Source organism: Dyella japonica DSM 16301, from assembly GCF_001010355.1.
Classification (GTDB): Bacteria; Pseudomonadota; Gammaproteobacteria; order Xanthomonadales; family Rhodanobacteraceae; genus Dyella; species Dyella japonica.
Genome location: NZ_JPLA01000036.1, coordinates 12,030 through 37,005, shown reverse-complemented (window position 1 = coordinate 37,005; position 24,976 = coordinate 12,030). Strand labels below are relative to the sequence as shown.

Below are 24,976 nucleotides of genomic sequence, written 5' to 3'. Positions count from 1 at the left end.
TCTGCCAGTTGCGGACGCGCTGGCCAGCGCGAACCGTGCAGCCATAGCAGTTTTTCGGGAGACAAGTGTATGAGTTTTCGGCCTGCCGGTTTTCGGCCCGCTGTTGTTCGTTATGCCGTAGTCCTCGTCTTTGCGTTGTCTTCCGGAGCAATCCTGGCGCAGGAAGCCAAGAATCCGGCGCCGGCAAGCACCGCCGCCAAGCCTGCCGCAGCCGCTGCGGCGCCTGCTGCCGAGGCCGCTGCCAAGCCGGCTGAGGCGACCGCCTCCGTGAAGCCCGGCGACGCCACCGCTGGCCAGGGCAAGTCCGCCGCGTGCGGCGCCTGCCACGGCATCGACGGCAATTCCGCCGATCCGCAGTACCCCAAGCTGGCCGGCCAGAGCGAGGCGTATATCGTCCACCAGCTCAACAGCTTCAAGTCCGGCAAGCGCCAGAACCCGATCATGATGGGCATGGTGGCACCGCTGTCCGAACAGGACATGCACGACATCGGCGCCTATTTCGCCAGCAAGACCTCGCTGCCGGGCGTAGCTGACCAGGCGCTGGTCGAGCGCGGCGAGCAGCTCTATCGCCAGGGCGACAGCGCCAAGGGCGTGCCGGCCTGCATGGCGTGCCACAGCATCGATGGCCGCGGCAATCCGGGCGCGATGTATCCGCAGCTCACCAGCCAGCACGCGCAGTACATCGAAGCCACGCTCAAGGCCTGGCACGACGGCACCGTGTGGGGCGACGACGCCCACTCGCAGATCATGCCGGGCATCGCCGCCAAGCTGGACGCCAAGGACATCGCCGCGGTCGCCAGCTACGTCGAAGGCCTGCATGCCGCCGAAGGTGCGGGCACTTCCGCCGCCAAGTAAATGTCTATGACACGCCGGCCACTGGCCGGCGTGTCCGTTCCGAGCCAAGACTCTGTATTGAGGATCACCATGCTGAAGCGTCTGTCGTTCCTGTGTACCGCCCTGCTCGCGCTCGCCGCCTGCAGCAACAACAACGACAACGCCAGCCAGGCACCGCAGCCGACCCCGGCGCCGGCAGCCACCGCGCCCGCCGCCCAGCCGGCTGCTGCCGCCACCGCCGCGGCTCCGGCCGCCGCCAGCACCGCCGCACCGGCCGCTGCCAGCACCGTTGCGCAGGCACCGGCAGCGCCCGCCGCACCGGCCACGCCGTTCGTCGACGATGGCAAGTGGGTCGAGGGCAAGCACTATTTCCGCATCGAACCGGTGCAGGCCAAGGTCAGCAACACCGACAAGATCGAAGTGGCCGAGGTGTTCTCCTATGGTTGCCCGGCGTGCAACCAGTTCCATCCCACCATGAACAAGCTGGTGCAGGAGCTGCCGGCCGACGCTGCCGTGGCTTACCTGCCGGCCTCCTTCATGCCGCAGGAAAACTGGCCGATGCTGCAGCGCGCCTTCCTCACCGCGCAGGCGCTGGGCGTGGCCGACAAGGCCAATGACGCGATGTACGACGCCGTGTGGAAGTCGCAGGAGCTGAGCGCCATGCAGGGCGCCGGTCTCAAGCCCGCGTCGGCGCTGCCCACCATCGACGACGCCGCCAAGGTCTACGCGAAGTTCGGCGCCGATCCGAAAGAATTTGCCGCCGTCGCCAACTCCTTTGCGATCAACACCAAGGTCAAGCGCGCCGACGAAATGCTCAAGGCCTACGGCGTGGAAGAAACGCCGACCATCGTGGTCAACGGCAAGTACCGTTTCACCGCGCGTTCGGCCGGCGGCTACGAGCAGGCCGTGGAACTCGCCAAGTGGCTGGTGTCCAAGGAAGCCGCCGGCAAGTAAGCCGCGCGCATCGACATCCATCCGACGCCACCGAAAGAGATCCGCCCCATGTTCAAGCGTTTTGCTTCCCTGCGCGCCTTCAGCCTGATCGCCGGCCTGCTGCTGGCCACGGCGTGCACCGCCACCGGCTCCAACGAAGCCGCGCCCTATACCGACGGCACCGAATACGTCACGCTGCCGGCACCGGCGCACCGCCTCAGCAATGAAGGCAAGGTCGAGGTGGTCGAGGTGTTCTCCTATGGCTGCATCCACTGCGCGCATTTCGCGCCGATCGCCGAGCAGATGCGCAAGCAGCTGCCGACCGGCGTGACGTTCAAGCTGATGCCGGCGGTGTTCAGCGACGAATGGCTGCCGTTTGCCCGTGCCTACTACGCCGCCAAGAAGCTCGGTGTGCTCGATCAGACGCACCTGGAGCTGTTCAAGGCCAAGTTCGACGAGCACTACCCGATCTCCAACCTCGATGAGCTGGCCGATTTCTATGCGATGCACGGCGTGAAGCGTGACGAGTTCATGCGCATCGCCAGCTCCGACGAGGTGACCCAGCAGATCCGCAAGGACGCCGAGCTGGTCAAGCAGTGGCAGGTGGACGGCACGCCGACCATCGTGGTCGATGGCAAGTACCGCACCGCCAACGTGAAGACCCTGGCCGAGCTGTCCGCCGTCGCCCAGTGGCTGGCCAAGCGCGAGCTCAGCGGCGCCAAGTAAGCCCCGCCGGCGGCGCGGGACTTTCCCCGCGTTCACAACCGACCGGGCATCCTCAGGGTCTGTCTCCAGTCTGATCGCCGCCACGATGGCGGCGATCACCCTTTTGCGACTACCCTTTCCGCCCCATGAAGCGCGCCGAACCCACTCCCGCCCCGGCCACCGAACGCCGTTTGCGCCTGCTGAGCTGCAATATCCTGGCGGGCGCCAGCGTGCAGCGTTACAGCGAGTACGTCACGCGCAGCCTCAATGCCGTGCTGCCTGGCCGCAGCAAGCTGGACAATCTTGATCGCCTTGCCGAGGTGCTGCCGCAGTTCGACGTGATCGGCCTGCAGGAAGCCGACGCCGGCAGCCTGCGCTCGGGCTTCCTCAATCAGACGCGTTACCTGGCCGAAGCGGCCGGCATGCCGTTCTGGAGTCACCAGCCCAATCGCCCGATGGCGCGGCTGGCCCATTCGGCCAATGGTCTCATCAGTCGGCTGGAGCCCAGCAGCGTGCTCGACTATCCGCTGCCCAGCCGCATTCCCGGCCGCGGTGCCCTGCTCGCGCGTTTTGGCGACGGCGCCGATGCACTGGCCGTGATGATCGCGCATCTCTCGCTCAGCGCGCCGGCGCGTGCAAAGCAGCTGGGCTTCATTGCCGAGGTGCTGCAGGATTTTCCGCATGCGGTGCTGATGGGCGATCTCAATACCGAAGTGCGCAGTGCGGAGATGAAGCACCTGTTCGCCACATCCAGCCTGGTGCCGCCAGACCAATCGACGCCGACGTTTCCCAGCTGGAAGCCGCGGCGCGCGCTCGATCACATCCTCACCTCCGAAAAGATCCAGCTCGACAAGGTGTGGGCGTTGCCGCAGGCGTTCTCCGATCATCTGCCGATCGCGGCCGAGATCCGCCTTCCCAGCCATATCGCTCCACGCCCGCACCGGACCCGTCGATGAAACGCGCTGTATCGCTTGCCCTACCCTGGTTGACCCTGATCCTGCTTGGCGCGATCGCATATGCGCTGCGCTATGGACTGGTCGAATCGGTCGACGTCGCGCACCTGTGCGACACCGCGCGCTCGCTCACTTGCGATGCGCGCCATGCCGCGGTGATGGGCTTTGTGCTGGCACCGCTGCGCATGTCCGCCAGCTACAGCTATCAGATGGGCATCTACGGTTGGGTCGCGCTGGCGGCCGCCGTGCTCGCGCTGAGCTGGAAGCACCCGTTCGCAGCATGGCTTGCCGCGGCGACCGGCGTGGTCGCCGTGGTGCTGTACTGCTTTGCGCCGGGTGCGTTCGCGCTATTGGTGGGTTGCCTGCGACTGGTACGCCTGCAGTCGGACGGCGCGACGCCACTCGATCATCACGGCGCCGGCGGTCGCGAAGTTCACAGCCAGCCATAGCCAGGTCGACGGGTTGAGTCCGATCTCCTGCGCCACCACCACCGCAGCGAGCAGCGGCAGCAGGCAGGCCATGAAGCGCTCCTCGATGATCGGCACCACGCAGTTGCCGGCCGATTCCATCAACGCCGCGATCATGAAGCCCACCGCCGGCGGCCAGAACAGGCCCAGCGGGAAATCGCGATAGCGGCCGTCAAAGACCAGCAGCAAGTCGTAGAACGCCAGGCCGAACATCCACAGGAAACGCACACGGCGATCCGGCAACTGGATCGCGGCACCTGCCAGTCGCGCGGCGATGCGGCGCGCCAGGTAGATGGCCGACAGCAAGGCCAGCGCGCAAAGCAGGCCGGAAAACAGCCATTCCAGCTGGTTGCGGCAATCGAACAGCATGCGCCGACCCTGCCACGCGATCGACGTTGCGGTGGCGAAGCCAGCAAGCATCAGCGCCACGCGGCTGCGCGTGTTGGCCAGGCCGCGACGCCAGATGCCGGCCAGCAGGAACAACACGGCGCCCGCTGCACCGGCGATCCAGCCGGCGATCCAGTTCGGCTCCTCGACCACCGGGCCCTGCATGCTGAACTTGGGCTTCGCGTTGACATCGAAGATGCCCCAATAACCGCCGACCGTGCCTTCCTGCTCGCGCTTCCACGGCTGGTCGAACGCTTCGATCACGTTGTACGGCATGTCCACGCTGCCGGCATACAGCAGGAACTCGCGCAGATAACGTGCCTCGTTCACCAGGCTCGCACTCGCCTCGCGGCGCGGACGGCCCTGGCTGGGCCAACCGGTCTCGCCAATCATCACGGCGCGGCCGGAGAAGCGGGCCTTCATCTGCGCATAGACGTCCGCCACATGCTTGAGCGCATCCTGTGGCGGCACCGGTTCGTCCTCCCAGTACGGGAGAATGTGGATGGTGATGTAGTCGACCACGTTGGCCATCTGCGGATAGCGCAGCCAGAACTCCCACACATCGGCATAGGTGACCGGCACGTGCACCTCTTGCAGCGCGCTGCGCACGCGCGTGATGTAGGCGGCGATCGCTTCGGGCGACTGCTCGCCGCGCAGCAGCACTTCGTTGCCGACGATCACGCCGCGGATCACCTGTGGATATGCCTTGGCGGTGGCGATGCCCATGGTCACTTCGCGGTCGTTGAGCGCCAGGTCGCGGCCGAGCCAGATGCCCATCAGCACTTTCATGCCGTATTTCTGCGCGATCGCGGGCACCGCATTCAAGCCAAAGCCCTGTGAATAGGTGCGCACGCAATCGAAGCGCTCGGACAAGGCCTTCAGATCCGCATCGATGCGTTCGGGGCTGACAAAGGCATGCGGATCAAGCGGTGTCTCGCCCGGCTTGCGGAACGGCGCATAGGACACGCAGGCGATGCGTGCAGTCGGTGCATCGGGCAGCGCCACCGGGCGTCCGATCTGCCACCACCACGCTGCACCGGACAGCATGGCCACGACGAGGATCAACCATGCCAGCAGGGCAACACGGGATGACGGCGAGGGCGATGGCGACATGCGCTTCCTAAGAGCGTGGCTCAAGCGCCGGATGCGGCGCCTCGTGGGTGGCGAATTCTAACAGGCGCTGCGCCCTCGCCATGTGCGTGGGCCGGGTCGCGCCCTGGGTTTCACGTCACGCTCAGCGGGCATTGGCCATTCTGCGCAGTCCCGCGCAGCGCGCCGCCCCTGCGGAACCGCGACCATCACTGCGTCGGTCTTGGCAAAGGAGTCGTCATGTCCCTGCACGCAGCACCGCGGCAAGTCGCCCGCCGCCTGCTCATCCTGGTGGCCGGCCTGTGGCTGGTCGGCGCGGTCTCGGCCGCCGAGCCCACGGAAACGCAGCGCACGGCATTCAAGCAGGCCTACGCCGCAGCCCAGCAAGGCGGCGATGGCTGGCGCACGGCGGCCAGCACACTGCAGGACTACCCGCTCTATCCCTATCTGGAAGCGACCGCGCTCACGCACGATATCCGCCAGATCCAGCGTCCCCAGGTCGAGGATTACCTCAAGCGCTATCCGGGCCTGCTGCCTGCCGCCGACTTGCGCCGTGACTTCCTCACCGAACTGGCGCGCCGGCAGGACTGGGACACGTTTCTTGCGATGTACCAGCCGGGGCTGGGCGATGCACTCACCTGCAATGCCTTGCAGGCGCAGCTGAGCAAGGGCGCGCAGCTGGATTTCGATCGCGACCTCGCCGCGCTATGGAGCAAGCCCAAACTGCCGAGCGCCTGCGATCCTGTATTGAGCGCAGCGCACGACCAAGGCCTGCTCACCGAACCACGCCTGTGGGATCGCATCGACCGCGCCGCCGATGCCGTGCAGCCCGGCACCATCAACGCCATCGCCGGCTGGCTGCCGGCAGACCAGGCCGACTCCGCACGACGCATCGCCTCCGCGCTGAGCGATCCCGGTGCTGCCGTGGTGGCGGCGAACCAGTGGCCCGACACATCGCGCAACCGGCAAGCCGCCACGCTCGCGCTGGAACGGCTGGCGCGGCGCCAATCGGTCACTGCCGACATCGCGTGGCAGAAACTGCAGAGCCATTTCGCCTTCACGCCCGAGCAGCGCAATCGCGTGATGTATGCGCTGGCCTTGTTCCACGCCACCGATTACGACGCCGATGCACTGTCGCGCCTGATCGCGCTGCCGGCCTCGGTGCAGACCGACACCAGCCGCGAATGGCGCGTGCGCGCCGCCCTGGCGCAACAAGACTGGACCGCAGCGCTCGCCGCCATCGACGCGATGCCGGCCACGCAACAGCAGGACGGCGAATGGCGCTGGTTCCGCGCACGTGCGCTCGCCGCCACCAATCGCAGCGCCGAGTCGCAGCAGGTGCTGACCAGCCTGGCGCAGGAGCCGACGTTCTTCGGTTTTCTCGCGGCCGATCGCATCAAGGTGCCCTACGGCATCTGCCAGATCGAACTCAAGGGAAACGCGCAGCGCGAGCGTGCCCTGCTCGCCAACCAGGGCTTGCTGCGCGCGTTCGAACTCTATGCGGTGGGTCTGCCGAAACAGGCGCGCCGTGAATGGACACAGGCGCTTGATGGCGCCGATGCGGACACGCTCAAACAGGCGGTCGACCTCGCCTATCGTCGTGGCTGGTACGACCGCGCGGTGTTCACTTTCAACACGGGCGATGCGCTGCGCTACTACGAGCAGCGCTTCCCGCTGGCCAGCCAGGACGGGTTGGTGCCGCAGGCCGAACAAGCAGGTATCGACCCGTCGTGGGCCTACGCCATTCTTCGCGCGGAAAGCGCCTGGATGGCCGATGCACGCTCCGGCGCCGATGCGCGCGGCCTGATGCAGTTGCTGCCGTCGACGGCGGCGCTGGTCGCCAAGCGCAACGGCGTCACCTGGACCGGCGGGGACTCGCTGTACGACCCCATCACCAACATCATCCTGGGCACGCGCTATCTCGCGCAGATGGCGGCGCGCTTCAACGGCGCGCCATGGCTCGCCAGCGCGGCGTACAACGCCGGCCCGGGCAAGGTGGACCAATGGCTGGAGGCGCGCAGCTCGCTGCCGCCGGACCTGTTCATCGCCACCATTCCGTTCAAGGAAACACGCGAGTACGTGGCGCGCGTGATGTCCTTCGCGGTGATCTACGACTGGCGCCAGCATGGCAATGCCGTCACGCTGTCGCAGCGGCTCACGCCGATTGGCCAGACGTATACGCTGCCGGACAGCCGCAGTGAGCGTAAGCTGGTGACCTGTCCGGTGGTGGCACCACCGACGCCTGCGGAGGCAGGTTCAGCTGCCCCCGCCAGCAGCATGGCAGCACCGGCTGCAGCCAGCAGTACGCATTGAGGCGGAGACACCGAGTGACATTGACATCCAAACAACTGGTCGTGCTTGGCGGCAGCGGCTTCGTCGGTTCGCATCTGCTGCCGCGGCTGGTCAGGGATGGCCATCGCATCGTGCTGCTCTCGCGCAATCGCGAACAGCGGCGTGCGATGGGCGTGCTGCCTGGCGTGAGCATCCGCAGTGTCGACGTGTATGACGCCAATGCGCTGCGCCGGCAGTTCGAAGGCGCCGACGCGGTGATCAACCTGGTCGGCATCCTCAATGCGTTCGGCGATCAGACCTTCCAGCACGCGCATGTGGATCTGACCCAGCGCGTGCTCGGCGCCTGCCAGGCGGCCGGTGTGTCGCGCCTGCACCACATGAGCGCGCTCAAGGCGGGCCAGGGCCTGTCGCAATACCTCAAGAGCAAGGGCGAGGCGGAAGCGCAGGTGCGCAATTCCTCCGTGGACTGGACCATCTACCAGCCGAGTGTGATGTTCGGCGCCGATGGCGGCCTGGTATCGCGTTTCGCCAGCCTGCTGCGCCAGATGCCTGCGCTGCCGCTGGCACGCGCACCGTCGAAGATGGCGCCGACCTGGGTCGGCGACGTGGCCGAAGCGATGGCCCGCTGCATCGGCGACGACAAGCTCGGCGTCGACCGCAGCTTCGAGCTGTACGGGCCGGACGTGCTGACGCTGGGCGAGATCGTGCACATGATCCGCGACACCATGGGCCTGCGCACCCCGATCATCGCGCTGCCGGACAGCCTGGGCCGACTGCAGGCGCAGGTGGCCCAGCTGATGCCGGGCAAGCCGTTCTCGCTCGACAACTTCCGCTCGCTGCGCACCGATTCGGTGGGCAAGGTGGATGGCTATGCGGCGCTGGGGATCACCCCTCAGCCGCTGGCGGCATGGTTGCCAGTGCTGTTGAACATACCGGCGCGCCAGCGGAGGCTGGATCTGGCGAGATCCGCCGGGCGCTAGCCAATCTGTCGATGCCCTGTGGGACCTTCCTTGTGGGAGCGCACCCTGTGCGCGACTGACCTTGCCTCATCGCTGGGCCGTCGCGCACAGGGTGCGCTCCCACAGGTCAGCCCTCCCACACGATTCGCCGGCCGTTTCGCCCCAACGTGGCAGAATCCCCGCATGCGCATCTACCTCGTCGGCGGCGCCGTCCGCGACCAACTGCTCAACCGACCGGTGACCGACCACGACCACGTGGTGGTCGGCGCACGTCCCGAGGACATGCTCGAGCAGGGCTATCGTCCGGTCGGCAAGGACTTCCCGGTCTTCCTGCACCCCAGGACCAACGAGGAATACGCGCTTGCCCGCACCGAGCGCAAGACCGGGCACGGCTATCACGGCTTCGCCTTCCAGGCCGATCCCACGGTGACTCTAGAGGAGGATCTGGCGCGGCGCGACCTCACCATCAATGCCATCGCCCAGGCCGAGGACGGCCAGCTGGTCGATCCCTTCAACGGCTCGCGCGACCTGGAACAACGCCTGCTGCGACATGTATCGCCGGCCTTCGTGGAAGATCCCGTACGCCTGCTGCGCGTGGCGCGTTTCGCCGCGCGCTTTGCGCCGCTGGGTTTCACGGTGGCGCCGGAAACCATGGCGCTGATGCAGCAGATGGTGCGCGATGGCGAGGTCGATCACCTGGTGCCCGAGCGCGTCTGGCAGGAAACCCGCAAGGCCTTGGGCGAAGCCCAGCCGTCGGCGTTCCTGCGCGTGCTGCGTGAATCGGGTGCGCTTGCCGTGCTGTTTCCCGAAGTGGATGCGTTGTACGGCGTGCCGCAGCGTGCGGAGTTCCATCCGGAGATCGATACCGGCGTGCACGTGGAAATGGTGCTCGACATGGCGGCGAAGCTGGCGCCTGGCAATGACGTGGTGGGCTTCTGCGCGCTCACCCACGACCTGGGCAAGGCGCTGACGCCCGCCGATGTGTTGCCACGCCATCTCGGCCATGAGCATGCCGGCGTGGCGCCCCTGCGGCGGCTGGTGGCGCGCCTGAAGGTGCCCACCGAACACGCCACGCTCGCCGAGCTGGTGTGCCGCGAACACCTCAACGTGCACCGCGCCTTCGAACTGAAGCCATCGACGGTGCTGCGCCTGCTGACCTCGCTGGATGCGCTGCGGCGGCCCGATCGCCTCTCGCTGTTCCTCGCCGCCTGCGCGGCGGACAAGCGCGGGCGCCTGGGGCACCAGGATGACGCCTATCCGCAGGCGGGCTATCTCCAGCGTGCGCGCGACGCGGCGGCGGCGGTGCGCTCCGATGCCATCGTGGCGCAAGGCCTGCAGGGGCCGGCGATCGGCGAGGCGATGACGGCGGCCCGGGTCGCTGCGATTGCCGCCCTCAATCGCAGCGCGGACTGAGTCCGGCCACCAGCAAAGCCAGATGAAAGCCAGTTCCAAGTAAGGTTATCAGTCACAAGTCTGTCCGCTTGTCGCTAGTCGGCTGCTTCCGTGTATAAACGCGGTCGCCGATCCCGCCAGGCCACTTCGCAGCCAGGCCCTCGTATCCCAGCTTTTCCGGAGTCTTCCGTGCCGACTGCCAATCCATCGACCTCGCCGCTGCGACAGCGGTTTCGCCCGCTATGGTGGCTGGCCATCAGCTATGTGCTGATCGGTGCGCTGACCCGCATCGTGCTGCTCTACATGTCCGGCAACGGCGTGCCGCATAACCCGCTGTACTGGGGCTATGCGTTCGGCGTCGGACTGGGCTACGACCTGATCGTGTTCGTCTTCCTCGCCTGGCTGCTGCTGTTGTACCTGTGGCTGGTGCCGCAACGGCTCTACGTGTCGCGCGCGGGCCAATGGGCGATGTACGTGGGCGGCGCGGTGATGTTGTTCGGGCTGCTGTTCGTCGCTGCCTCGGAACTGGTGTTCTGGGCTGAATTCGGCACCCGCTTCAATTTCATCGCGGTCGACTACCTGGTCTACACCACCGAGGTGATCGGCAATATCCGCGAGTCCTACCCGCTGGGCACCTGGATCAGCCTGCTGGCCATCGCCACCCTGGTGGTGGTGTGGCTCAGCCGCAGCGGCCTGCAGGCGCGCGACAGCGGTACCCGCTTCGCCCAGCGCAGCAAGGTGGTGCTGGTGTGGCTGGTGGTCACCGTGGTGCTGGCTGTCGGCGTCAAGGGCACCTTCAAGGACCGCACCGACAACACCTATGTGAACGAACTCTCCGGCAATGGCGTGTTCGAGTTCTTCGCCGCGTTCCGCTCCAGCCACCTGGACTATTCGCGCTTTTATCGCACCCTGCCCGACGATGAGGCATTCAAGCGCGTGCGCGAGTTGGTGAAGACGCCCGAAGCCACCTACGTCAGCAGCGATCCGCACGACCTCACGCGCGAGATTCGCCATGCCGGTCCCGAAAAGCACCTCAACGTGGTGCTGATCAGCGTGGAGAGCCTGTCGGCCGACTTCCTCTCCGAATTCAGCAACAAGCGCGGCAACATCACGCCCAACCTCGATGCGCTGATCGACCAGAGCATGTTCTTCGACAACCTCTACGCCAACGGCACGCGCACGGTGCGCGGCCTGGAAGCGTTGTCGCTGTCGGTGCCGCCCACGCCGGGCGATTCGATCGTCAAGGCGCACAACAACGAGAACCTGTTCTCGGCCGCCAACGTGTTCAATGACCGCGGCTACCAGTCCGACTTTGTCTACGGTGGCTACGGCTACTTCGACAACATGAACTACTTCTTCGCGCACAACGGCTATCGCGCGGTGGACCGCAACGACATCGGCAAGGGCGAGACGATCCACCACGAAAACGTGTGGGGCGTGGCGGACGAAGATCTCTACACGCTGGCGCTCAAGCAGATGGACGAGGCGCAGGCGCAGGGCAAGCCGTTCTTCCTGCACATCATGACCACCTCCAACCATCGTCCGTTCACCGTGCCGGCCAATCGCGTGCCGCAGAAGAACGGCACGCGCGAGGCGGCCGTGGCGTATACGGACTGGTCCATCGCCGACTTCATCAAGCGCGCCCGGGCGAAGCCGTACTTCGACGACACGGTGTTCGTGATCACCGCCGACCACTGCGCCTCCAGCGCGGGCCGCAGCAGCGTGCCGATCAACCGCTATCACATCCCGCTGTGGATCTATTCGCCCAAGCACATCCAGCCGCAACGCGTGTCGCGGCAGATGGCCCAGGTGGACATCATCCCCACGGTGATGGGCCTGCTCAATTTCAGCTACCGCAGCCGCTTCTTCGGCGCCGATATTTTCCAGCTTGAGCCGGGCCGCGAGCGTGCCTTCCCGGCCACCTACGAGAAGCTCGGCTACCTGCATGGCGACGTGCTCACCGTGCTCGAACCGCAGCGCAAGCTGGAGCAGGTCAAGCCGAACTTCGACAACGGCGACGCCGTGCCGAACACGCCGGTCGACCAGGGCCAGGTGGACGATGCCACCGCCTACTACCAAGTCGCCGCATCGCTCTTCAAACACGGGCAGTTGGTCAAGCGACCGGACGACAACACGCCGGTGCAGCCTGCGGCGCCAGCGCCAGCTTCCAGCACCCACTAAGCAAAACGCCCGCATGATGCGGGCGTTTTCTTTTGGCGATACAGGAAATCAGTACGTCAGAGCCGGTCGCCCTGGTCCGCCTCCAGCACGTCAGCCGGCAACGGCAGCACGTCCATGCCACGCGCGAACAACATGGCCTGGAAGCGCTCGCCCATCTGCTCGGGCAGGGTGAGTTTCTTGACCTGTTGCGCCAGGTCGTAGCGCGCGGCTTCGTCGGCAGCTTCTTCGTATGCCACGCCGAAGACGTCCTGCAGCCCGCTGCCGATCAGGAACTGGGCCTGCGGCATATAGCCGGCCACGCCGAAACCGGCGCTGTTGCCGGCCTCGGCCAGCGCGGTGAAATCGACGGATGCGGTGAGGTCGTTGAGGCCCGGCAAATACAGCGGATCGTTGTGCGAGCGATGACGGTAGTACGCGCGCAAGGTGCCGTCGTTGCGCTCGGGCAAGTAGTACTCGCGGCGTACGTAGCCGTAGTCGATCAACAGCATCACGCCAGCGGTAAGCGCGCCGGCGATGGCCTGGATCCAGTACGGCAGCTGCGGCAGGATCTCCGAGCGATAGCCTTCCGGAAATTCCGCCCCGAGATCGCGCTCGACATGACGCACGGCGCCCGACACCAGGGCATCGGCAGGCCGATCCACGCGCATCAGACGGCCTTCGCCATCGAGCGCGACGTATTCTTCGTAGACTTCGCCGGCGCGCATGGTGAAGCGCGTGGTCGGCAGCGCGTCGATCACCTCGTTGGCGAACAGCACGCCTTGCCAGTCCTGCTCCGGCGGTCGATCCAGCCACAGCACGTGCGCAAACAGCTCCGAGGGCAGCGCGGCCGCGAGTCGCTCGCGCTGGCGTTCGCGCAGGTCGGCGCTGGGTTCGAGGATGTAATAGCGGCGCGGCACGGCGCCGCTCGCCGCAAACGCCTTCAACGCTGCCTCGGCGAATGCACCGCTGCCGCCGCCCAGCTCCAGAAAGTCGGCCGATTCGCCCAGCATCTCGATCACCGGATACGTGGCATTCACCACGCAGCGTGCAAACAACTCGCCCAGCTCGGGCGCGGTGATGAAGTCGCCCGCTTCGCCGAACTTGGTCTTGCCGGCGCTGTAGTACCCAAGGCCCGGTGCGTACAGGCAACGCTCCATGTACTGCGAAAACGGCATCGGTCCGTGCGCGGCGATTTCCTCGCGCAGGCGCGTCAGCAGTCGGTCGGAGTGGGCGCGCTCGTCGGCGCCGGGTTCGGGGAGTCGGGAGGACATGCGTGTTGCCTGCGGGGAAACAGGCGAAGTTTAACCCATGCCCCGCCATAGCCTCGTGAGGGGGGGGAGACCGGCTATGGCGGGGACATCGGCCCAGCTGACTGGGCGCCGCGGACAACGGCGATCCGTTAGAAGCTGAAGTCCTTCTGCAGGCTCAGGTACACGCCGCGACGCGGACCGAACTGCGGTGCGCCCACGCCGATGCCGGTACCGTCGCGCAACTCGTAGGTGCGATCGAGCGCATTGATCAGCGCCAGCTGCGTCTTCACCGTGCCGATGCTGTCGAAGGTGAAGTCGTGGCCCACGTTGAGGTTGAGCTGGAAGTAGTACGGCAGCGATTCGCCGTTCGGCGTCAGGCCGTCCTTGCGCAGGCCGCTGCCGAAGATGAAATCGGCGCCGGCATGCGTGGTCTTGGTGAACGAATAGGTGATGCCACCCGACGAGGTCAGCTTCTGGTCGTGATCGAGATGGATGTAGTTGTCGTAGATATAGGCCAGGTCTTCGGGACTGAAGTTGTACTGGCCGGTGATCACACGCTTGCCCATCGCACGGTTGTACGACGCATTGAAATACGCGGTGATCGGACCGTTGTCGTAATTGGCGGTGAACTCCAGGCCGCGGATGCGGCCGAACTCGTAGTTGAAGTTGGAATAGATCAGCGCCGCGCCAAACTGCCCCTCATCCTGCAGACGACTCACCTGGCGGTAATACGCATCCAGGCCCAGCGTGAGGGTGGAACCGACTTGCTGCTGGATGCCGAGGTCGTAGTAGTTCGAACGCTCCGACAGCGGCAGATTGTTGCCGCCGCTGGGCAGCTGGTTGGTGGTGCCGTTGAAGCGCGCGATATTGCTGTCGTCGATCACTTCGGTTGCCGGCGGCGTGAAGTAACGCGAATAGCCGGCGTGGATGGTGGTGCTGTCGGTAGCCTGATACACCACGCCAAGGCGCGGGCTCAGCTGGCTTTCGGTGCGGAACAATTCATAGCGATCGCCACGCAGGCCGTAGTTCACCGTCCACTTGTCGCCGATGCTCCACTCATCCTGCAGATAGGCGGACCAGGTGCGCGCCAGCAGGTTGGTGGCGTCGTAGATCGCGATCGGCGTGGTGCTGGCCTGCGTACCATCCGGGTTGGCCGGGAAGGTCAACGAGTTGTTGCTGATGTTGCCGCGCTCGAATTCGCCGTAGATGCCGTAACGCAAGGTGTGGCTCTCGCCCAGCGGCGTGGAGAAATCCGCCTGCAGCGTATCGGCGCGGTTGGTGCGATTGATGGTGGAGGCGACGCCGTTGAACATCAGGTCGCCGATCTCGTCCGGATCGAAACCCACATGGCTGTAGCGCTGGCCCAGCGACACCTGGTAATCGGTCTTGCCCCACTTGCCCTGCAGCGAGAGCACGCCGAACCGCGTCTGCTCCTTCTGCCGCTCGTTGAGATCGGCCGAGTTGAAATCGACCGTGTCCAGATAGCCGAACTGCGGCGTCTGGTTCGGATTGTTGGGGATGTCGAAGCGATTGTTGGTCGCGCCGAACATGAAGCTGATGCGCGTGTTGTCGTCGATCAGGTAGGAGACGTCGCCAAAACCCTTGACCTGGTTGGTGTGGTCGTGGATCGGCGTTTTGCTCGCCGTCGGGTTTTCAATGCCGACGTCGTTCTCCATGTAATTGGCGGTGACGAACCAGCTCCAGCGATCGTTGCTGCCCCACAGCGACGCATTGGGATTGAGCGTGCCGTAGGAGCCGCCGGTGATGCCGACGCTGCCGCCGTTGCCCAGGTCATGCCCGCTCTTGGTGTCGATGTCCACCACCGCCGCCGTGCGCAGGCCGTACTGCGCGGGCAGCGCGCCGTCCAGCAGCTTCACGCTCTGGATGGTGCGTGCGTCCAGGGTCTGGCCGAAGCCGGAAATCGACTCGGGGATGATCACGCCATTGATGCGGTACTGCAGGTTCGCGTGGTCGCCGCGCACATGCACGCCGCCGTAGGAGTCCTGCACCACGCCCGGCGCCTGCAGGATCACTTGGTTGAGCGGGGTCGAGTCGCCCAGCGGGAGCTGCTGGATCGCCTTCTGGTCGATCACGTACTGGCTGCTGCCGGTGTCCGGCGACAGCGAATTGCGGGACTGGTCGAGCGCAGCGCTCACGTCGATGGTGCCCAGCTGCTTCACCTTGGCCGGCTGGTTGCGGGTCGCGCCGGTGGCGTTCGCGTCGCTGCCATCGGTGGCCGTGGGTGCGTTGACGGTGCTGGTGTCAGGGGTCGAGCTGGTCTGGGCGTAGGCGGCGGGGACGGCGCCAAAGGCAACGGCAAGACTCACGGCAAGCAGGCTACGTTTCATTGGGTATCCGGGAAGGGGGCGGTCGTTGTTATTTTCGATACGTTATAACATTGCCATTCTAGACCAGACCCCGCCTGCCCCAGAAGTCATGCCCTGCCAGGCAAGTTCCTGCGTTCAGGTCCGGCCCCGCCCCGGGGCTCAGCGAGATTTCACCCGGGCGGCCTAGACTGGGGCGTCGCGCGGCAGCCGCCGCCCACCGAGCCCGGTCCATGTCCAAGTCTCCCGATCAGCTACCGGCCGTCATCGCCGACCATGGCCGCGTGACCCAGGCCATCCTGGATTTCGTCAGCCAGATTCCCGACAGCCACGTGCCCGGCGCCCGCGATCCGGAGAAGGAGGCCCGCCGCCTCGCCGTCCGCGCGCAGCAACGCGCCGGCCTCACGGCCGGCTCGCTGGCGCTGCCGCCGGGCCCGCTGGGCTGGCTCACCGTGCTGCCGGAGGTGGTGGCGATCTGGAAGATCCAGGCGCAGATGGTCAGCGACATCGCGGCCGCCTATGGCCAGCACTCGGAACTGGGGCGTGAGCAGATGCTGTGGTGTCTGTTCCGGCACACGGCCGCGCAGGCCTTCCGCGATCTGGTGGTGCGCGTGGGCGATCGACTGCTGTTTCGCCGCGTCACCACGTCCGTGATCGAGCGCGTGGCCAAGACTGTCGGCATCAAGGTCACCCAGCGCGCCGTGGGCAGCGGCATCTCACGCTGGATACCGGTGGTCGGTGCCGTCGGCGTGGGCAGTTACGCGTATTACGACACGGGACAGGTGGCGCGCACCGCCATCGCCATGTTCAGTACGCCATTCGAGACCCAGGCCACCGCTGACGCCGCTCCCGCGGACACCACGGCGCCGGCGGGATGACGCCGCCAGTGCTTTGCGGCAAGCTCGCGGTCTGGTTGCGTCACGCAGGAGCCCACGCATGAATACTCAGCACGAGCGCCCGGTGGCCCTGATCACCGGCGCGGGGAAACGCGTCGGTGCCGTGATCGCGCGGACGCTGCATGCGGCAGGCTACGACCTGGCGCTGCACTATCGCCACTCGGCGGCCGATGCGGAACTGCTGGCTGCCTCGCTGGAGCGCCAGCGCAGCGGCAGTACCTGCATCGTGCAGGCGGAGCTGGCCGATCTCGATGCCCTGCCCGGGGTGGTGCAGCGCGTACTCGATCGTTTTGGACGTCTGGACGCCCTGGTCAACAACGCTTCGGCGTTCTATCCCACGCCCGTGGGCACGGCGACACCGGCGCAGTGGAACGAACTGTTCGCCTCCAACGCGCAGGCGCCGTTCTTCCTCGCCCAGGCGGCCACGCCTGCCTTGCGCGCTGCCCGCGGCGCCATCGTCAACCTGGTGGATATCTACGCGGAACGCCCGCTGGCCAACCATCCGATCTACTGCATGGCGAAAGCGGCGCTGGAAGCGATGACGCGTTCGCTTGCCCTGGACCTGGGCCCGGACGTGCGCGTCAACGGCGTGGCGCCCGGCGCGGTGATGTGGCCGAGCGACGGCAAACCGTATGACGATCAGCAAGCCATGCTTGCGCGCACGCCGCTGCAGCGCGCCGGCTCGCCCGATGACGTCGCCGGTGCCGTGTTGTGGCTGCTGCGAGACTCGCCGTTCGTGACGGGACAGATCATCCGCGTGGATGGCGGGCGCACGCTTTCCGTGTGAGCAAGAGAAAGGGCGCCGCAGCGCCCTTTCCTTTTGTGATGCATCAGCTGAGGCGAATTACTTCTTCTTGGGCCGGAACGCCTGCTCCAGCATCGCCTGATCGAAGCCATGACCCACTTCGCCATCTTCGGCGTAGCGATACAGCGCAGCGGCGTAGATGCCTTGCAGCGAGGCCTGGATCAGGCCAAGCATGGTCAGGCCCACTACCACGACCACGATCGCCGCGATGATCGCGGTGATCGACTGCGTGGCGAAGGCGCCGCCGACGAGCAGTGCGCCCACCACGATGGCGAGGAACATCAACAGGCCGAACACCACGCCGATGCCGGCGTTGCCGATGATGTTTTCGCCCCAGGTGCGCTTGAGCAGGTCCACGCTGCGCGAGATCGCTTCGGTCGGGCCCACGTCCTGGCTGGCCAGCACCGGCACGACCAGGAAGGTCGCCACCGTCCAGGCCAGACCAAGGAAGCCGGCAACCAGGCGACCGATCAAACCCAGTCGCTCCTGCAAGGCACGCAGCACCAGGCCCACGGTGGCCGCGATAAGCGCATAGCCGAAGATATTGACGATGCGCGAACGTGCAATCGCCATGCCTTCGCCAAAACTGGTGGGCTCACCGCGCAAGCGGGCCAGCGCAGCGCCAGCCAGTGCCGTGTTGAAGAAGATGATCACGAAGTACTGCACGAGGTAGAACAGAAACAACAGCACATAGCCGCCGACGGTCATGCGATGACCCTGCTCCACAGCCGCACCGGATGCCACCAATGCAACGATGATCGGCACCAGGAAGCTTGCCGCCACCAGCAGGCAGCAGATGCTGGAAGCCAGCGGAAACATCAACAGCGACTTGTCCGAACGCAACACGTCCGCACTGGCCTTCATCAGGCCCCAGCTGCGTGAAAAACGACCTGCCATATCCCTACCCCCATTCCATGTTAGGTGGGGAGGTTTCTAGCATTAGTTGTGTTGCGGGGACAGTGCTGACACCGCTGGTGTCAGGCCGATGTCAGGCCGGGATGGCCAGTTACCAGGAGCGGCGCCTGCGACGGAACACCACGCGCTCATCGAACGCCTCGCAAAGCAGGGTCAGCACGCCGCCGGCCGCAATCACGGCGAGCAACAGCACCAGCAGCCAGGAATCGTAGAAGAACCGGTGCGCCTTGAAGCCCAGCCAGGCCGCCGCCGCGCAGGTCATGACGACCAGCACCAGCGGCGTGCCGTAACTCACGGCGGCATCGCAGCCGGAACAGATCCGGATGCCATGCGCGGCTGCACTCTGGCAATGCGGACAGACCACATAGCGGATCGATGCGACATCTTTGCGCGGGTTGGACATGCTTCCCTGCTGACTCTGCGTGCGTTCACTGCATGCCGGTGTGGCGGATGCACAGCTGCGCAGCGCACATCAAGCGCGCAGCGCCGATGGGCCGGCTCGAAGGCCAAAGCGTAATTCGCAGGAAATTCGCGGGATATCGGACGAGTCCGAAATGCCTTCGCTAGCAGAGCAACCAAGCCCGCGTTGAATGATCAGCGCACGCCGGGTGCACGAACGCTTACAACGGCTCGACCACCAGCGGTTCGCTATCGGCGGGAAACGACGACCACAACGCGGCCATGGTCTGGCCGCTCAGCGGATGCCTGAGCTCCGGCGCAATATCCGCGATGGGCTTGAGCACAAAGGCATGGCGCAGCTCCTTGCGCGGAATATCCAGGTGACCCTCGCCCTGGCGCACCAGGTCGTCGTACAACACGATATCCACGTCGAGCGTGCGATCGGAATAGCGCGGCACATCGCGGCGGCGGCCATGACGGTCTTCCAGCGCGTGCAACCAGTCGTTGAGTGCTTCGGGGGAAAGCTCCGTGTCCAGCCCCACGGCCAGGTTCACGAAGTCCGCGCCATCGAAGCCCACCGACTTGCTGCGATAGGCCGGCGACACCGACAGCGCACCGAAGCGCGTGCGCAGCTCATCGATGGCGGCACGCAGATAACGCGCGGGCTCGAGGTTGGAACCCAGGCTCAGATAGACGCGTGCCATCGGTTCAGCGCTTCACTGCGGCCGCGTACCGCGCTCGATGCGCACGCCCACCGACTTGGCGCCGCGCACGGCGCCGGGCTTGGAGAGTTTCAGCCGCACCCACGACACACCGAACTCTTCGCGAATGATGGCGGCGCACTTTTCCGCCAGCGTCTCCACCAGTCCGAAGCTGGAGGCGCCGACATAGTCGATCAGCCGCTTGGACACGTCCTTGTAGTTGAGCGTGAGCGCGATGTCGTCGCTGGCGGCGGGCACGGTGTTGTCGAACGCCATTTCGATGTCGAACGACAGCGTCTGCCGCACGCGGCGCTCCCAGTCGTAGATGCCGATGACGGCATCGATGCGCAGGTCTTCGATGAAAACGATATCCATGCGGGTAGGGTAGCGATCTCTCTGTGGGAGCGCACCCTGTGCGCGACTGCGGCGCGTCGTCGTCACCGCTCCGTTGGCTTGTCGCGCACAGGGTGCGCTCCCACAAGGTGGGTGTCGTTACATGGCCGGCGGCAGCGTTTCCAGATCCCAGCGCGGATACACCTGCACGGTTTCATCCTGGTGCTGGCCATGCGCCAGACGGATGGCGCCAGCCAGGGCGATCATCGCGCCGTTGTCGGTGCAGAAGGCCAGGCGCGGGAAATACACCTGGAAACCATCCTTCGCCCCCGCTGCCGCCAGTTCGGCGCGCAGATGCTGGTTGGCGCCCACGCCGCCGGCGATGACCAGCCGCTTGGCGCCGCTGGCCTGCAGGGCGCGACGGCACTTGATGATCATGGTGTCGACGATGGCTTCTTCGAATCCGCGTGCCACGTCCGCACGGGTCTGCTCGCTCTGGTCGGACTGCTGCCAGGCCAGCAGCACCTGGGTCTTGAGGCCTGAGAAGCTGAAATCCAGGCCGGGACGGTCGGTCATCGGACGGGAGAAGCGGAACACGCCGGGACGGCCCTGCTGGGCCAGCTTGGCCAGCGCGGGGCCACCCGGATACGGCAGGCCCATCAGCTTGGCGGTCTTGTCGAAGGCCTCGCCGGCGGCGTCATCCAGGGTGTCGCCGAGGATCTTGTATTCGCCGATGGCTTTGACTTCCACCAGCATCGAATGCCCGCCGGACACCAGCAGCGCCACGAAGGGCGGCTCGGGCGGGTTGTCCTCCAGCAGCGGGGCCAGCAGGTGGCCTTCCATGTGGTGCACGCCGATGGCCGGCACCCCCAGCGCCCAGGCCATCGCCCGGGCCGCGGAGGCGCCCACCAGCAGGGCGCCAACCAGACCGGGACCGGCGGTGTAAGCTACCCCTCCCAGGTCGGCCGGCGTCAAGCCAGCCTGGGCCATCGCTTCGCGCACCAAGGGCAGCAGTTTGCGCACGTGGTCGCGACTGGCCAGCTCCGGCACGACCCCGCCGTATTCGGCGTGGAGCTTGATCTGGCTGTAAAGCGTATGTGAAAGCAGGCCATGGCCAGGCGCGCCCGGTTCCCAGCGCAGCAGGGCTACGCCGGTCTCGTCGCACGAGGTCTCGATGCCCAGCACCGGCTTGTTTGCCGGCGGGTTGGATTGGGGCTTTGAAATTGCTGTCGTTTCCACGTTATACTTCGCGGCTCACCGTATTCAAACGGCTCGTTCAGGCGAGCCAGTCTAACACTTGGAGTCTCCATGCCCAGCGTAAAAGTCCGCGAGAACGAGCCGTTCGAGCTTGCCCTCCGTCGCTTCAAGCGCACCTGCGAAAAGGCCGGCGTCCTGGCTGAAACCCGCAAGCGCGAGTTCTATGAGAAGCCGACCCAGGAGCGTAAGCGCAAGCGCGCTGCCGCGGTGAAGCGTCACCTGCGTCGCCTCTCGCGCGACACGTCGCGTCGTACGCGTCTGTACTGAGCCTACTCGTCCGCCTTGCGGACGATCCAAGGTTCTCGTGGCGCCCAGGCGCCATGACAGGTAGCCAGGCAGCTGGCGCGTCCATCCGCTGCCGCTGTGTCTTCGCAGACCTACACTAGCCGGCGTTGCCCAGTGCAACGCCGGCTTTTGTGTTTCCCAAGGAAATCCTCATGACCCTGAAGCAGCAGCTTACCGACGACATGAAGACCGCCATGCGTGGCGGCGACAAGGATCGCCTGGGCGTGATCCGCCTGATCCTGGCCGCGATCAAGCAGCGCGAAGTGGACGAGCGCATCGAGCTCGACGACGTGCAGACGCTGGCCGTGCTGGAGAAGATGGTCAAGCAGCGCAAGGATTCGATCACCCAGTTCGAGGCGGCCAGCCGCCAAGACCTGGCCGACATCGAGAAGGCCGAGATGAAGGTGATCGAGGTCTATCTGCCGGCCAAGCTGAGCGACGAGGAAATCGACGCGCTGATCACCGCCGCCATCGCCGAAACGGGCGCCAGCTCGGCGCGCGACATGGGCAAGGTGGTGGCCGCCGTGAAGGAAAAGGCCGCCGGCCGCGCCGACATGGGCGTGGTGTCGGGCCGCATCAAGGCTCGCCTGGCCGGCTGATCGCCTGACCTTCCGCGCCAGCCCTGCACGCGGGGCTGGCGCGACATCGCCTGGTCCGGCGCGCCCGCATCCTTGCATCGCCTCCACAACGAAGCGGCACGGTCTTCACAGTCCGGCCCCTACAACGGCACGGCCACCGGCTGCGCCGGTGCCCTTCGTCAACGGGAGTGACACATGCTCAAGTGGGCCATCATCCTCGCCATCGTCTCGCTGGTGACCGGCTGGCTGGGTTTCGGCACCTTGTCCGGCGCGACCGGCGCCATCGCCAAGGTGCTGTTCGCGATCTTCATCATCCTGTTCCTGCTGGCCCTGCTGGCCGTGATCGGCGTGATCCACATGGTCTAGGGCCATCTCGCGCCCTAGTCGATGATGCGTTCCATGCGCCGGTGGTCGGGCACGCGGCCGCGCTCGTTGGCGAGCTGCGATTTGCGCTCGCCCACGACCTTGAAGCCGGCACGGCGATAAAGCGCCTCGGCCCGCGGGTTGCTGGCAGCGACATCGAGCGTGACGCGGCTGCGCCCGGCGTCGCGCGCGGTGCCGATCAGCTGGTCGATCAGCGCGCGCCCGATGCCGTGGCCGCGCAGCTCAGGCAGCACGGCAAGGTGCGCCAGGTAGTGCATGTCGTCGACAGGAGGCTGGATCACCGATTCCACGCGCAAGCCGCGTGCGATCACGCCCAACCCGCGGCGCAAGCCGTAGTGGCGGATGATCTGCCGGGCGGCAGCCAGGGTGAAGGGCCATTTCGCCTCGGCGCCAAAACCCGCGCCCACCGCCACCACCTTGCCCTCGGCGACGCCCACCCAATGGTTGCGCCAGCCGAACTCGCCGGCGCCATCGACGAAGCAATGCTGCAGGAAGGCCTGCGCGTCACCGCCGTCGCGGGTGGTGAACACGTAGTCGAACGCCACCGGACCGGAGCTGTAGATCAGCGGCACGGCCACCGCAGCGTCTTCCGGCGCGGCCGGTCGAAACCGTACCTGCAGGCCCGGCCTGGCCATTCCCAGCACATTTCCCATGGCACCCCCGGCCATCGCAACGCGTCGTCCGAGCATAAGGCAGCCCGATGACAGGCGCAGTGGGCGGCGAGGCCTGGACTGGGGGTGAAAGCGGCCAGAGACGGTACGCAACCGATAGACTATGAGTCCTATGCGCGGACGTATCCCTGACAGCTTCATCGACGAATTGCTGGCTCGTGTCGACATCGTCGACGTGATCGAGCGGCGCGTGCCGTTGAAGAAGGCGGGACGCGAGTGGACGGCCTGTTGCCCGTTCCACAACGAGCGCACGCCGTCGTTCTACGTGAGTCCCGCCAAGCAGTTTTTCCACTGCTTTGGCTGCGGCGCGCACGGCAGTGCGGTGAAGTTCCTGATGGACTATGAGCGCCTGGAATTCCCCGATGCGGTGGAAGAACTGGCGCAGTCGGTGGGGCTCACCGTGCCGCGCGAAGGCGGCGACGACCGCGTCCAGCGCGAAGACAAGACCGACCTCTACGCCCTGCTCGATGCAGCGGCGGGCTGGTACGAAAAAGAGCTGCCCAAGAACGCCGACGCGCAGGCCTACTGCAAGAAGCGCGGACTCGATGCGCAGACCATCCAGCGCTTTCGCATCGGCTGGGCGCCGGCGGGTTTCGACGGCGTGATCAAGGCGCTGGGCGGCAGCGACCGACGCATGCAGCTGCTCAACGAAGCGGGCATGGTGGCGAGCAGCGAGCGCGGCAGCCGCTACGACCGCTTCCGCGAACGGCTGATGTTCCCCATCCTCGATCGCCGTGGTCGCGTGATCGCGTTCGGCGGCCGGGTGTTGCAGTCGGACCAAGGTCCGAAATACCTCAATTCCCCCGAAACACCGCTGTTCCACAAAGGCCGCGAGCTGTTCGCGCTGTGGCAGGTGAAGCAGGCCAATGCCAGCCTTACGCGCATCGTGGTGGTCGAGGGCTATATGGACGTGATCGCCATGCATCAGGCGGGGCTACCGATCGCGGTGGCCACGCTGGGCACGGCCACCACGCCCGAGCACACCGAGGTGTTGTTCCGCGCCGCGCCTGACGTGGTGTTCTGTTTCGACGGCGACCGCGCCGGTCGCGCCGCCGCGTGGAAGGCGCTGGAAGCGGCGCTGCCGCGATTGCGCGATGGACGCCAGGCCTACTTCCTGTTCCTGCCCGATGGCGAAGATCCGGACACGCTGATCCGCAAGGAAGGCAAGGACGGTTTCGAGAAACGTCTGAAAGCCGCCACGCCGTTGTCCGAATATTTCTTCGGCGAACTGGCGCACGACGTGGACACCGCCAGCCTCGATGGCCGCGCACGCCTCGCCGAACGCGCACGTCCGCTGATCGCGCGCCTGCCCGATGGCGCGTTCCGCGACCTGATGGCGCAGGAGCTGGAGAAGCGCACCGGTGCACGCGCCACGCTGGACACCCTGCCCGCGCCACGCTCCGCGCTGCAGCGACCCACCGTGGCGCAGCGCTCGCTGGTGCGCAGCGCGATCGCTTCGCTGCTGGCACAGCCGGGCATGGCCGATCAGGTGGAACGACCCTATGGCTTTCTGCGCCTGGACAAACCCGGCGTGGAACTGCTGGCCGAACTGATCGACACGGCCCGCTCGCGTCCGGGCATCAACCCCGCCGTGCTGGTGGAACACTTCGCCGAACGGCCCGAATACCCTGCCCTGCAGAAACTGATGGCGGCCCTGGTGGTGGGCGAGCCCGAAGCCCAGCGCGCGGAGTTTTTTGGCGCGCTGCAACGCATGGAAGAACAAGCGGTCATCCAGCGCCGGGACTGGCTCACCGCCAAGAGCCGCGATGGCACGCTCGACAGCGCGGAAAAAGCTGAACTGCGCGAGTTGCTGGCCCGGCGCGTGACCACGCCCCCGGCGTAACCTGCCTGACACAGTGGCCACTGCATGCCGCCTCGGCATGAAAAGAACAGGGTTCTAACTATTGGCCCTGCAAGATTGCGCTTCAGCCCACAGGGAGCGTAGCGAGGTGCGCCAGCGCAAGCGTACGGACGTCTTCCTATGGGATCATCGACCCTTAGTGAGGC

General features: G+C 66.1%; 24 protein-coding genes. 15 read left to right on the top strand and 9 right to left on the bottom strand.

Annotated features, from left to right (window positions below; all coding sequences use genetic code 11):
* The first annotated feature begins 69 nt into the window (after positions 1-69).
* The 5 genes from Y882_RS13200 (at position 70) to Y882_RS19360 (ending at position 3,874) form a co-directional block, all read left to right on the top strand.
* The gene (locus Y882_RS13200) at positions 70-855 is read left to right on the top strand and encodes a c-type cytochrome (RefSeq protein WP_046972400.1); all 786 of its coding nucleotides are present in this window, start codon (positions 70-72) and stop codon (positions 853-855) included.
* A 69-nt stretch (positions 856-924) separates the two neighbouring features.
* Positions 925-1,788, top strand: a complete 864-nt coding sequence (locus tag Y882_RS13195) for a thiol:disulfide interchange protein DsbA/DsbL (protein ID WP_046972399.1) — start codon at positions 925-927, stop codon at positions 1,786-1,788.
* A 48-nt stretch (positions 1,789-1,836) separates the two neighbouring features.
* A complete protein-coding gene (locus tag Y882_RS13190) occupies positions 1,837-2,493 on the top strand; it encodes a thiol:disulfide interchange protein DsbA/DsbL (protein ID WP_046972398.1) in 657 nt (218 codons plus the stop codon).
* Positions 2,494-2,618: 125 nt separating this feature from the next.
* Positions 2,619-3,428 (top strand): endonuclease/exonuclease/phosphatase family protein, encoded by an 810-nt coding sequence (locus Y882_RS13185; RefSeq protein ID WP_046972397.1) that lies wholly within the window; start codon positions 2,619-2,621, stop codon positions 3,426-3,428.
* Positions 3,425-3,874 carry a hypothetical protein gene (locus tag Y882_RS19360; RefSeq protein ID WP_082121108.1) on the top strand — a complete coding sequence of 150 codons (450 nt, stop codon included), beginning with the start codon at positions 3,425-3,427 and terminating at the stop codon, positions 3,872-3,874. Before Y882_RS13185 ends, Y882_RS19360 begins: the two co-directional genes overlap by 4 nt.
* Here the strand turns inward: Y882_RS19360 and Y882_RS13180 are convergent.
* Complete coding sequence (locus tag Y882_RS13180) at positions 3,773-5,392, bottom strand: glycoside hydrolase family 17 protein (protein ID WP_046972396.1); 1,620 nt, start codon at positions 5,390-5,392, stop codon at positions 3,773-3,775. The genes Y882_RS19360 and Y882_RS13180 overlap by 102 nt on opposite strands.
* A gap of 216 nt (positions 5,393-5,608) precedes the next feature.
* Here Y882_RS13180 and Y882_RS13175 point away from each other — a divergent pair, with 216 nt between their 5' ends.
* The 4 genes from Y882_RS13175 (at position 5,609) to Y882_RS13160 (ending at position 12,192) form a co-directional block, all read left to right on the top strand.
* Positions 5,609-7,681, top strand: a complete 2,073-nt coding sequence (locus Y882_RS13175; protein ID WP_046972395.1) for a transglycosylase SLT domain-containing protein — start codon at positions 5,609-5,611, stop codon at positions 7,679-7,681.
* Between the two features lie 20 nt (positions 7,682-7,701).
* Positions 7,702-8,640 (top strand): complex I NDUFA9 subunit family protein, encoded by a 939-nt coding sequence (locus tag Y882_RS13170; protein WP_046972394.1) that lies wholly within the window; start codon positions 7,702-7,704, stop codon positions 8,638-8,640.
* 162 nt (positions 8,641-8,802) lie between these two features.
* A complete protein-coding gene (locus Y882_RS13165) occupies positions 8,803-10,032 on the top strand; it encodes a multifunctional CCA addition/repair protein (protein ID WP_046972393.1) in 1,230 nt (409 codons plus the stop codon).
* Positions 10,033-10,200: 168 nt separating this feature from the next.
* The gene (locus Y882_RS13160; protein WP_046972392.1) at positions 10,201-12,192 is read left to right on the top strand and encodes an LTA synthase family protein; all 1,992 of its coding nucleotides are present in this window, start codon (positions 10,201-10,203) and stop codon (positions 12,190-12,192) included.
* Between the two features lie 56 nt (positions 12,193-12,248).
* Here Y882_RS13160 and Y882_RS13155 read toward each other — a convergent pair whose 3' ends face one another.
* Both Y882_RS13155 and Y882_RS13150 read right to left on the bottom strand, forming a co-directional pair.
* Positions 12,249-13,442 carry a class I SAM-dependent methyltransferase gene (locus tag Y882_RS13155; protein WP_046972391.1) on the bottom strand — a complete coding sequence of 398 codons (1,194 nt, stop codon included), beginning with the start codon at positions 13,440-13,442 and terminating at the stop codon, positions 12,249-12,251.
* A 128-nt stretch (positions 13,443-13,570) separates the two neighbouring features.
* Entirely contained in the window at positions 13,571-15,769 is a 2,199-nt protein-coding gene (locus tag Y882_RS13150) for a TonB-dependent receptor (protein WP_046972390.1), read from the bottom strand.
* Between the two features lie 209 nt (positions 15,770-15,978).
* Between Y882_RS13150 and Y882_RS13145 the strand changes: the two genes are divergently transcribed.
* Together Y882_RS13145 and Y882_RS13140 are read left to right on the top strand one after the other, a co-directional pair.
* Positions 15,979-16,623, top strand: coding sequence for a hypothetical protein (locus Y882_RS13145; RefSeq protein ID WP_046972389.1), 645 nt, complete (start codon positions 15,979-15,981; stop codon positions 16,621-16,623).
* A 58-nt stretch (positions 16,624-16,681) separates the two neighbouring features.
* The gene (locus tag Y882_RS13140; protein WP_046972388.1) at positions 16,682-17,428 is read left to right on the top strand and encodes a pteridine reductase; all 747 of its coding nucleotides are present in this window, start codon (positions 16,682-16,684) and stop codon (positions 17,426-17,428) included.
* Positions 17,429-17,485: 57 nt separating this feature from the next.
* On the opposite strand, the gene Y882_RS13135 is transcribed toward Y882_RS13140, so the two are convergent.
* From Y882_RS13135 to tsaD, 5 genes are all read right to left on the bottom strand, one after another.
* Positions 17,486-18,343 carry a DUF6159 family protein gene (locus Y882_RS13135; protein WP_046972387.1) on the bottom strand — a complete coding sequence of 286 codons (858 nt, stop codon included), beginning with the start codon at positions 18,341-18,343 and terminating at the stop codon, positions 17,486-17,488.
* A 109-nt stretch (positions 18,344-18,452) separates the two neighbouring features.
* On the bottom strand, positions 18,453-18,764 hold the full coding sequence (locus Y882_RS13130; protein WP_046972386.1) for a hypothetical protein: 312 nt from the start codon (positions 18,762-18,764) through the stop codon (positions 18,453-18,455).
* A 217-nt stretch (positions 18,765-18,981) separates the two neighbouring features.
* The gene (gene folK / locus Y882_RS13125) at positions 18,982-19,464 is read right to left on the bottom strand and encodes a 2-amino-4-hydroxy-6-hydroxymethyldihydropteridine diphosphokinase (protein WP_046972385.1); all 483 of its coding nucleotides are present in this window, start codon (positions 19,462-19,464) and stop codon (positions 18,982-18,984) included.
* Positions 19,465-19,476: 12 nt separating this feature from the next.
* Positions 19,477-19,836 carry a dihydroneopterin aldolase gene (gene folB, locus Y882_RS13120; protein WP_046972384.1) on the bottom strand — a complete coding sequence of 120 codons (360 nt, stop codon included), beginning with the start codon at positions 19,834-19,836 and terminating at the stop codon, positions 19,477-19,479.
* A 117-nt stretch (positions 19,837-19,953) separates the two neighbouring features.
* The gene (tsaD, locus tag Y882_RS13115) at positions 19,954-20,979 is read right to left on the bottom strand and encodes a tRNA (adenosine(37)-N6)-threonylcarbamoyltransferase complex transferase subunit TsaD (protein WP_046972383.1); all 1,026 of its coding nucleotides are present in this window, start codon (positions 20,977-20,979) and stop codon (positions 19,954-19,956) included.
* A gap of 123 nt (positions 20,980-21,102) precedes the next feature.
* On the opposite strand from tsaD, the gene rpsU reads away from it, so the two are divergent.
* From rpsU to Y882_RS19355, 3 genes are all read left to right on the top strand, one after another.
* The gene (gene rpsU / locus Y882_RS13110) at positions 21,103-21,318 is read left to right on the top strand and encodes a 30S ribosomal protein S21 (protein WP_014404075.1); all 216 of its coding nucleotides are present in this window, start codon (positions 21,103-21,105) and stop codon (positions 21,316-21,318) included.
* 170 nt (positions 21,319-21,488) lie between these two features.
* Positions 21,489-21,935: a GatB/YqeY domain-containing protein gene (locus Y882_RS13105; RefSeq protein WP_046972382.1), complete on the top strand. Its 447-nt coding sequence runs from the start codon at positions 21,489-21,491 to the stop codon at positions 21,933-21,935.
* Positions 21,936-22,109: 174 nt separating this feature from the next.
* The gene (locus Y882_RS19355; protein ID WP_046972381.1) at positions 22,110-22,280 is read left to right on the top strand and encodes a DUF1328 family protein; all 171 of its coding nucleotides are present in this window, start codon (positions 22,110-22,112) and stop codon (positions 22,278-22,280) included.
* A gap of 14 nt (positions 22,281-22,294) precedes the next feature.
* Here the strand turns inward: Y882_RS19355 and Y882_RS13095 are convergent, their stop codons facing one another.
* A complete protein-coding gene (locus tag Y882_RS13095; protein WP_046972380.1) occupies positions 22,295-22,933 on the bottom strand; it encodes a GNAT family N-acetyltransferase in 639 nt (212 codons plus the stop codon).
* 148 nt (positions 22,934-23,081) lie between these two features.
* Here Y882_RS13095 and dnaG point away from each other — a divergent pair, with 148 nt between their 5' ends.
* Positions 23,082-24,812, top strand: coding sequence for a DNA primase (gene dnaG, locus Y882_RS13090; protein WP_046972379.1), 1,731 nt, complete (start codon positions 23,082-23,084; stop codon positions 24,810-24,812).
* Positions 24,813-24,976: the final 164 nt, after the last annotated feature.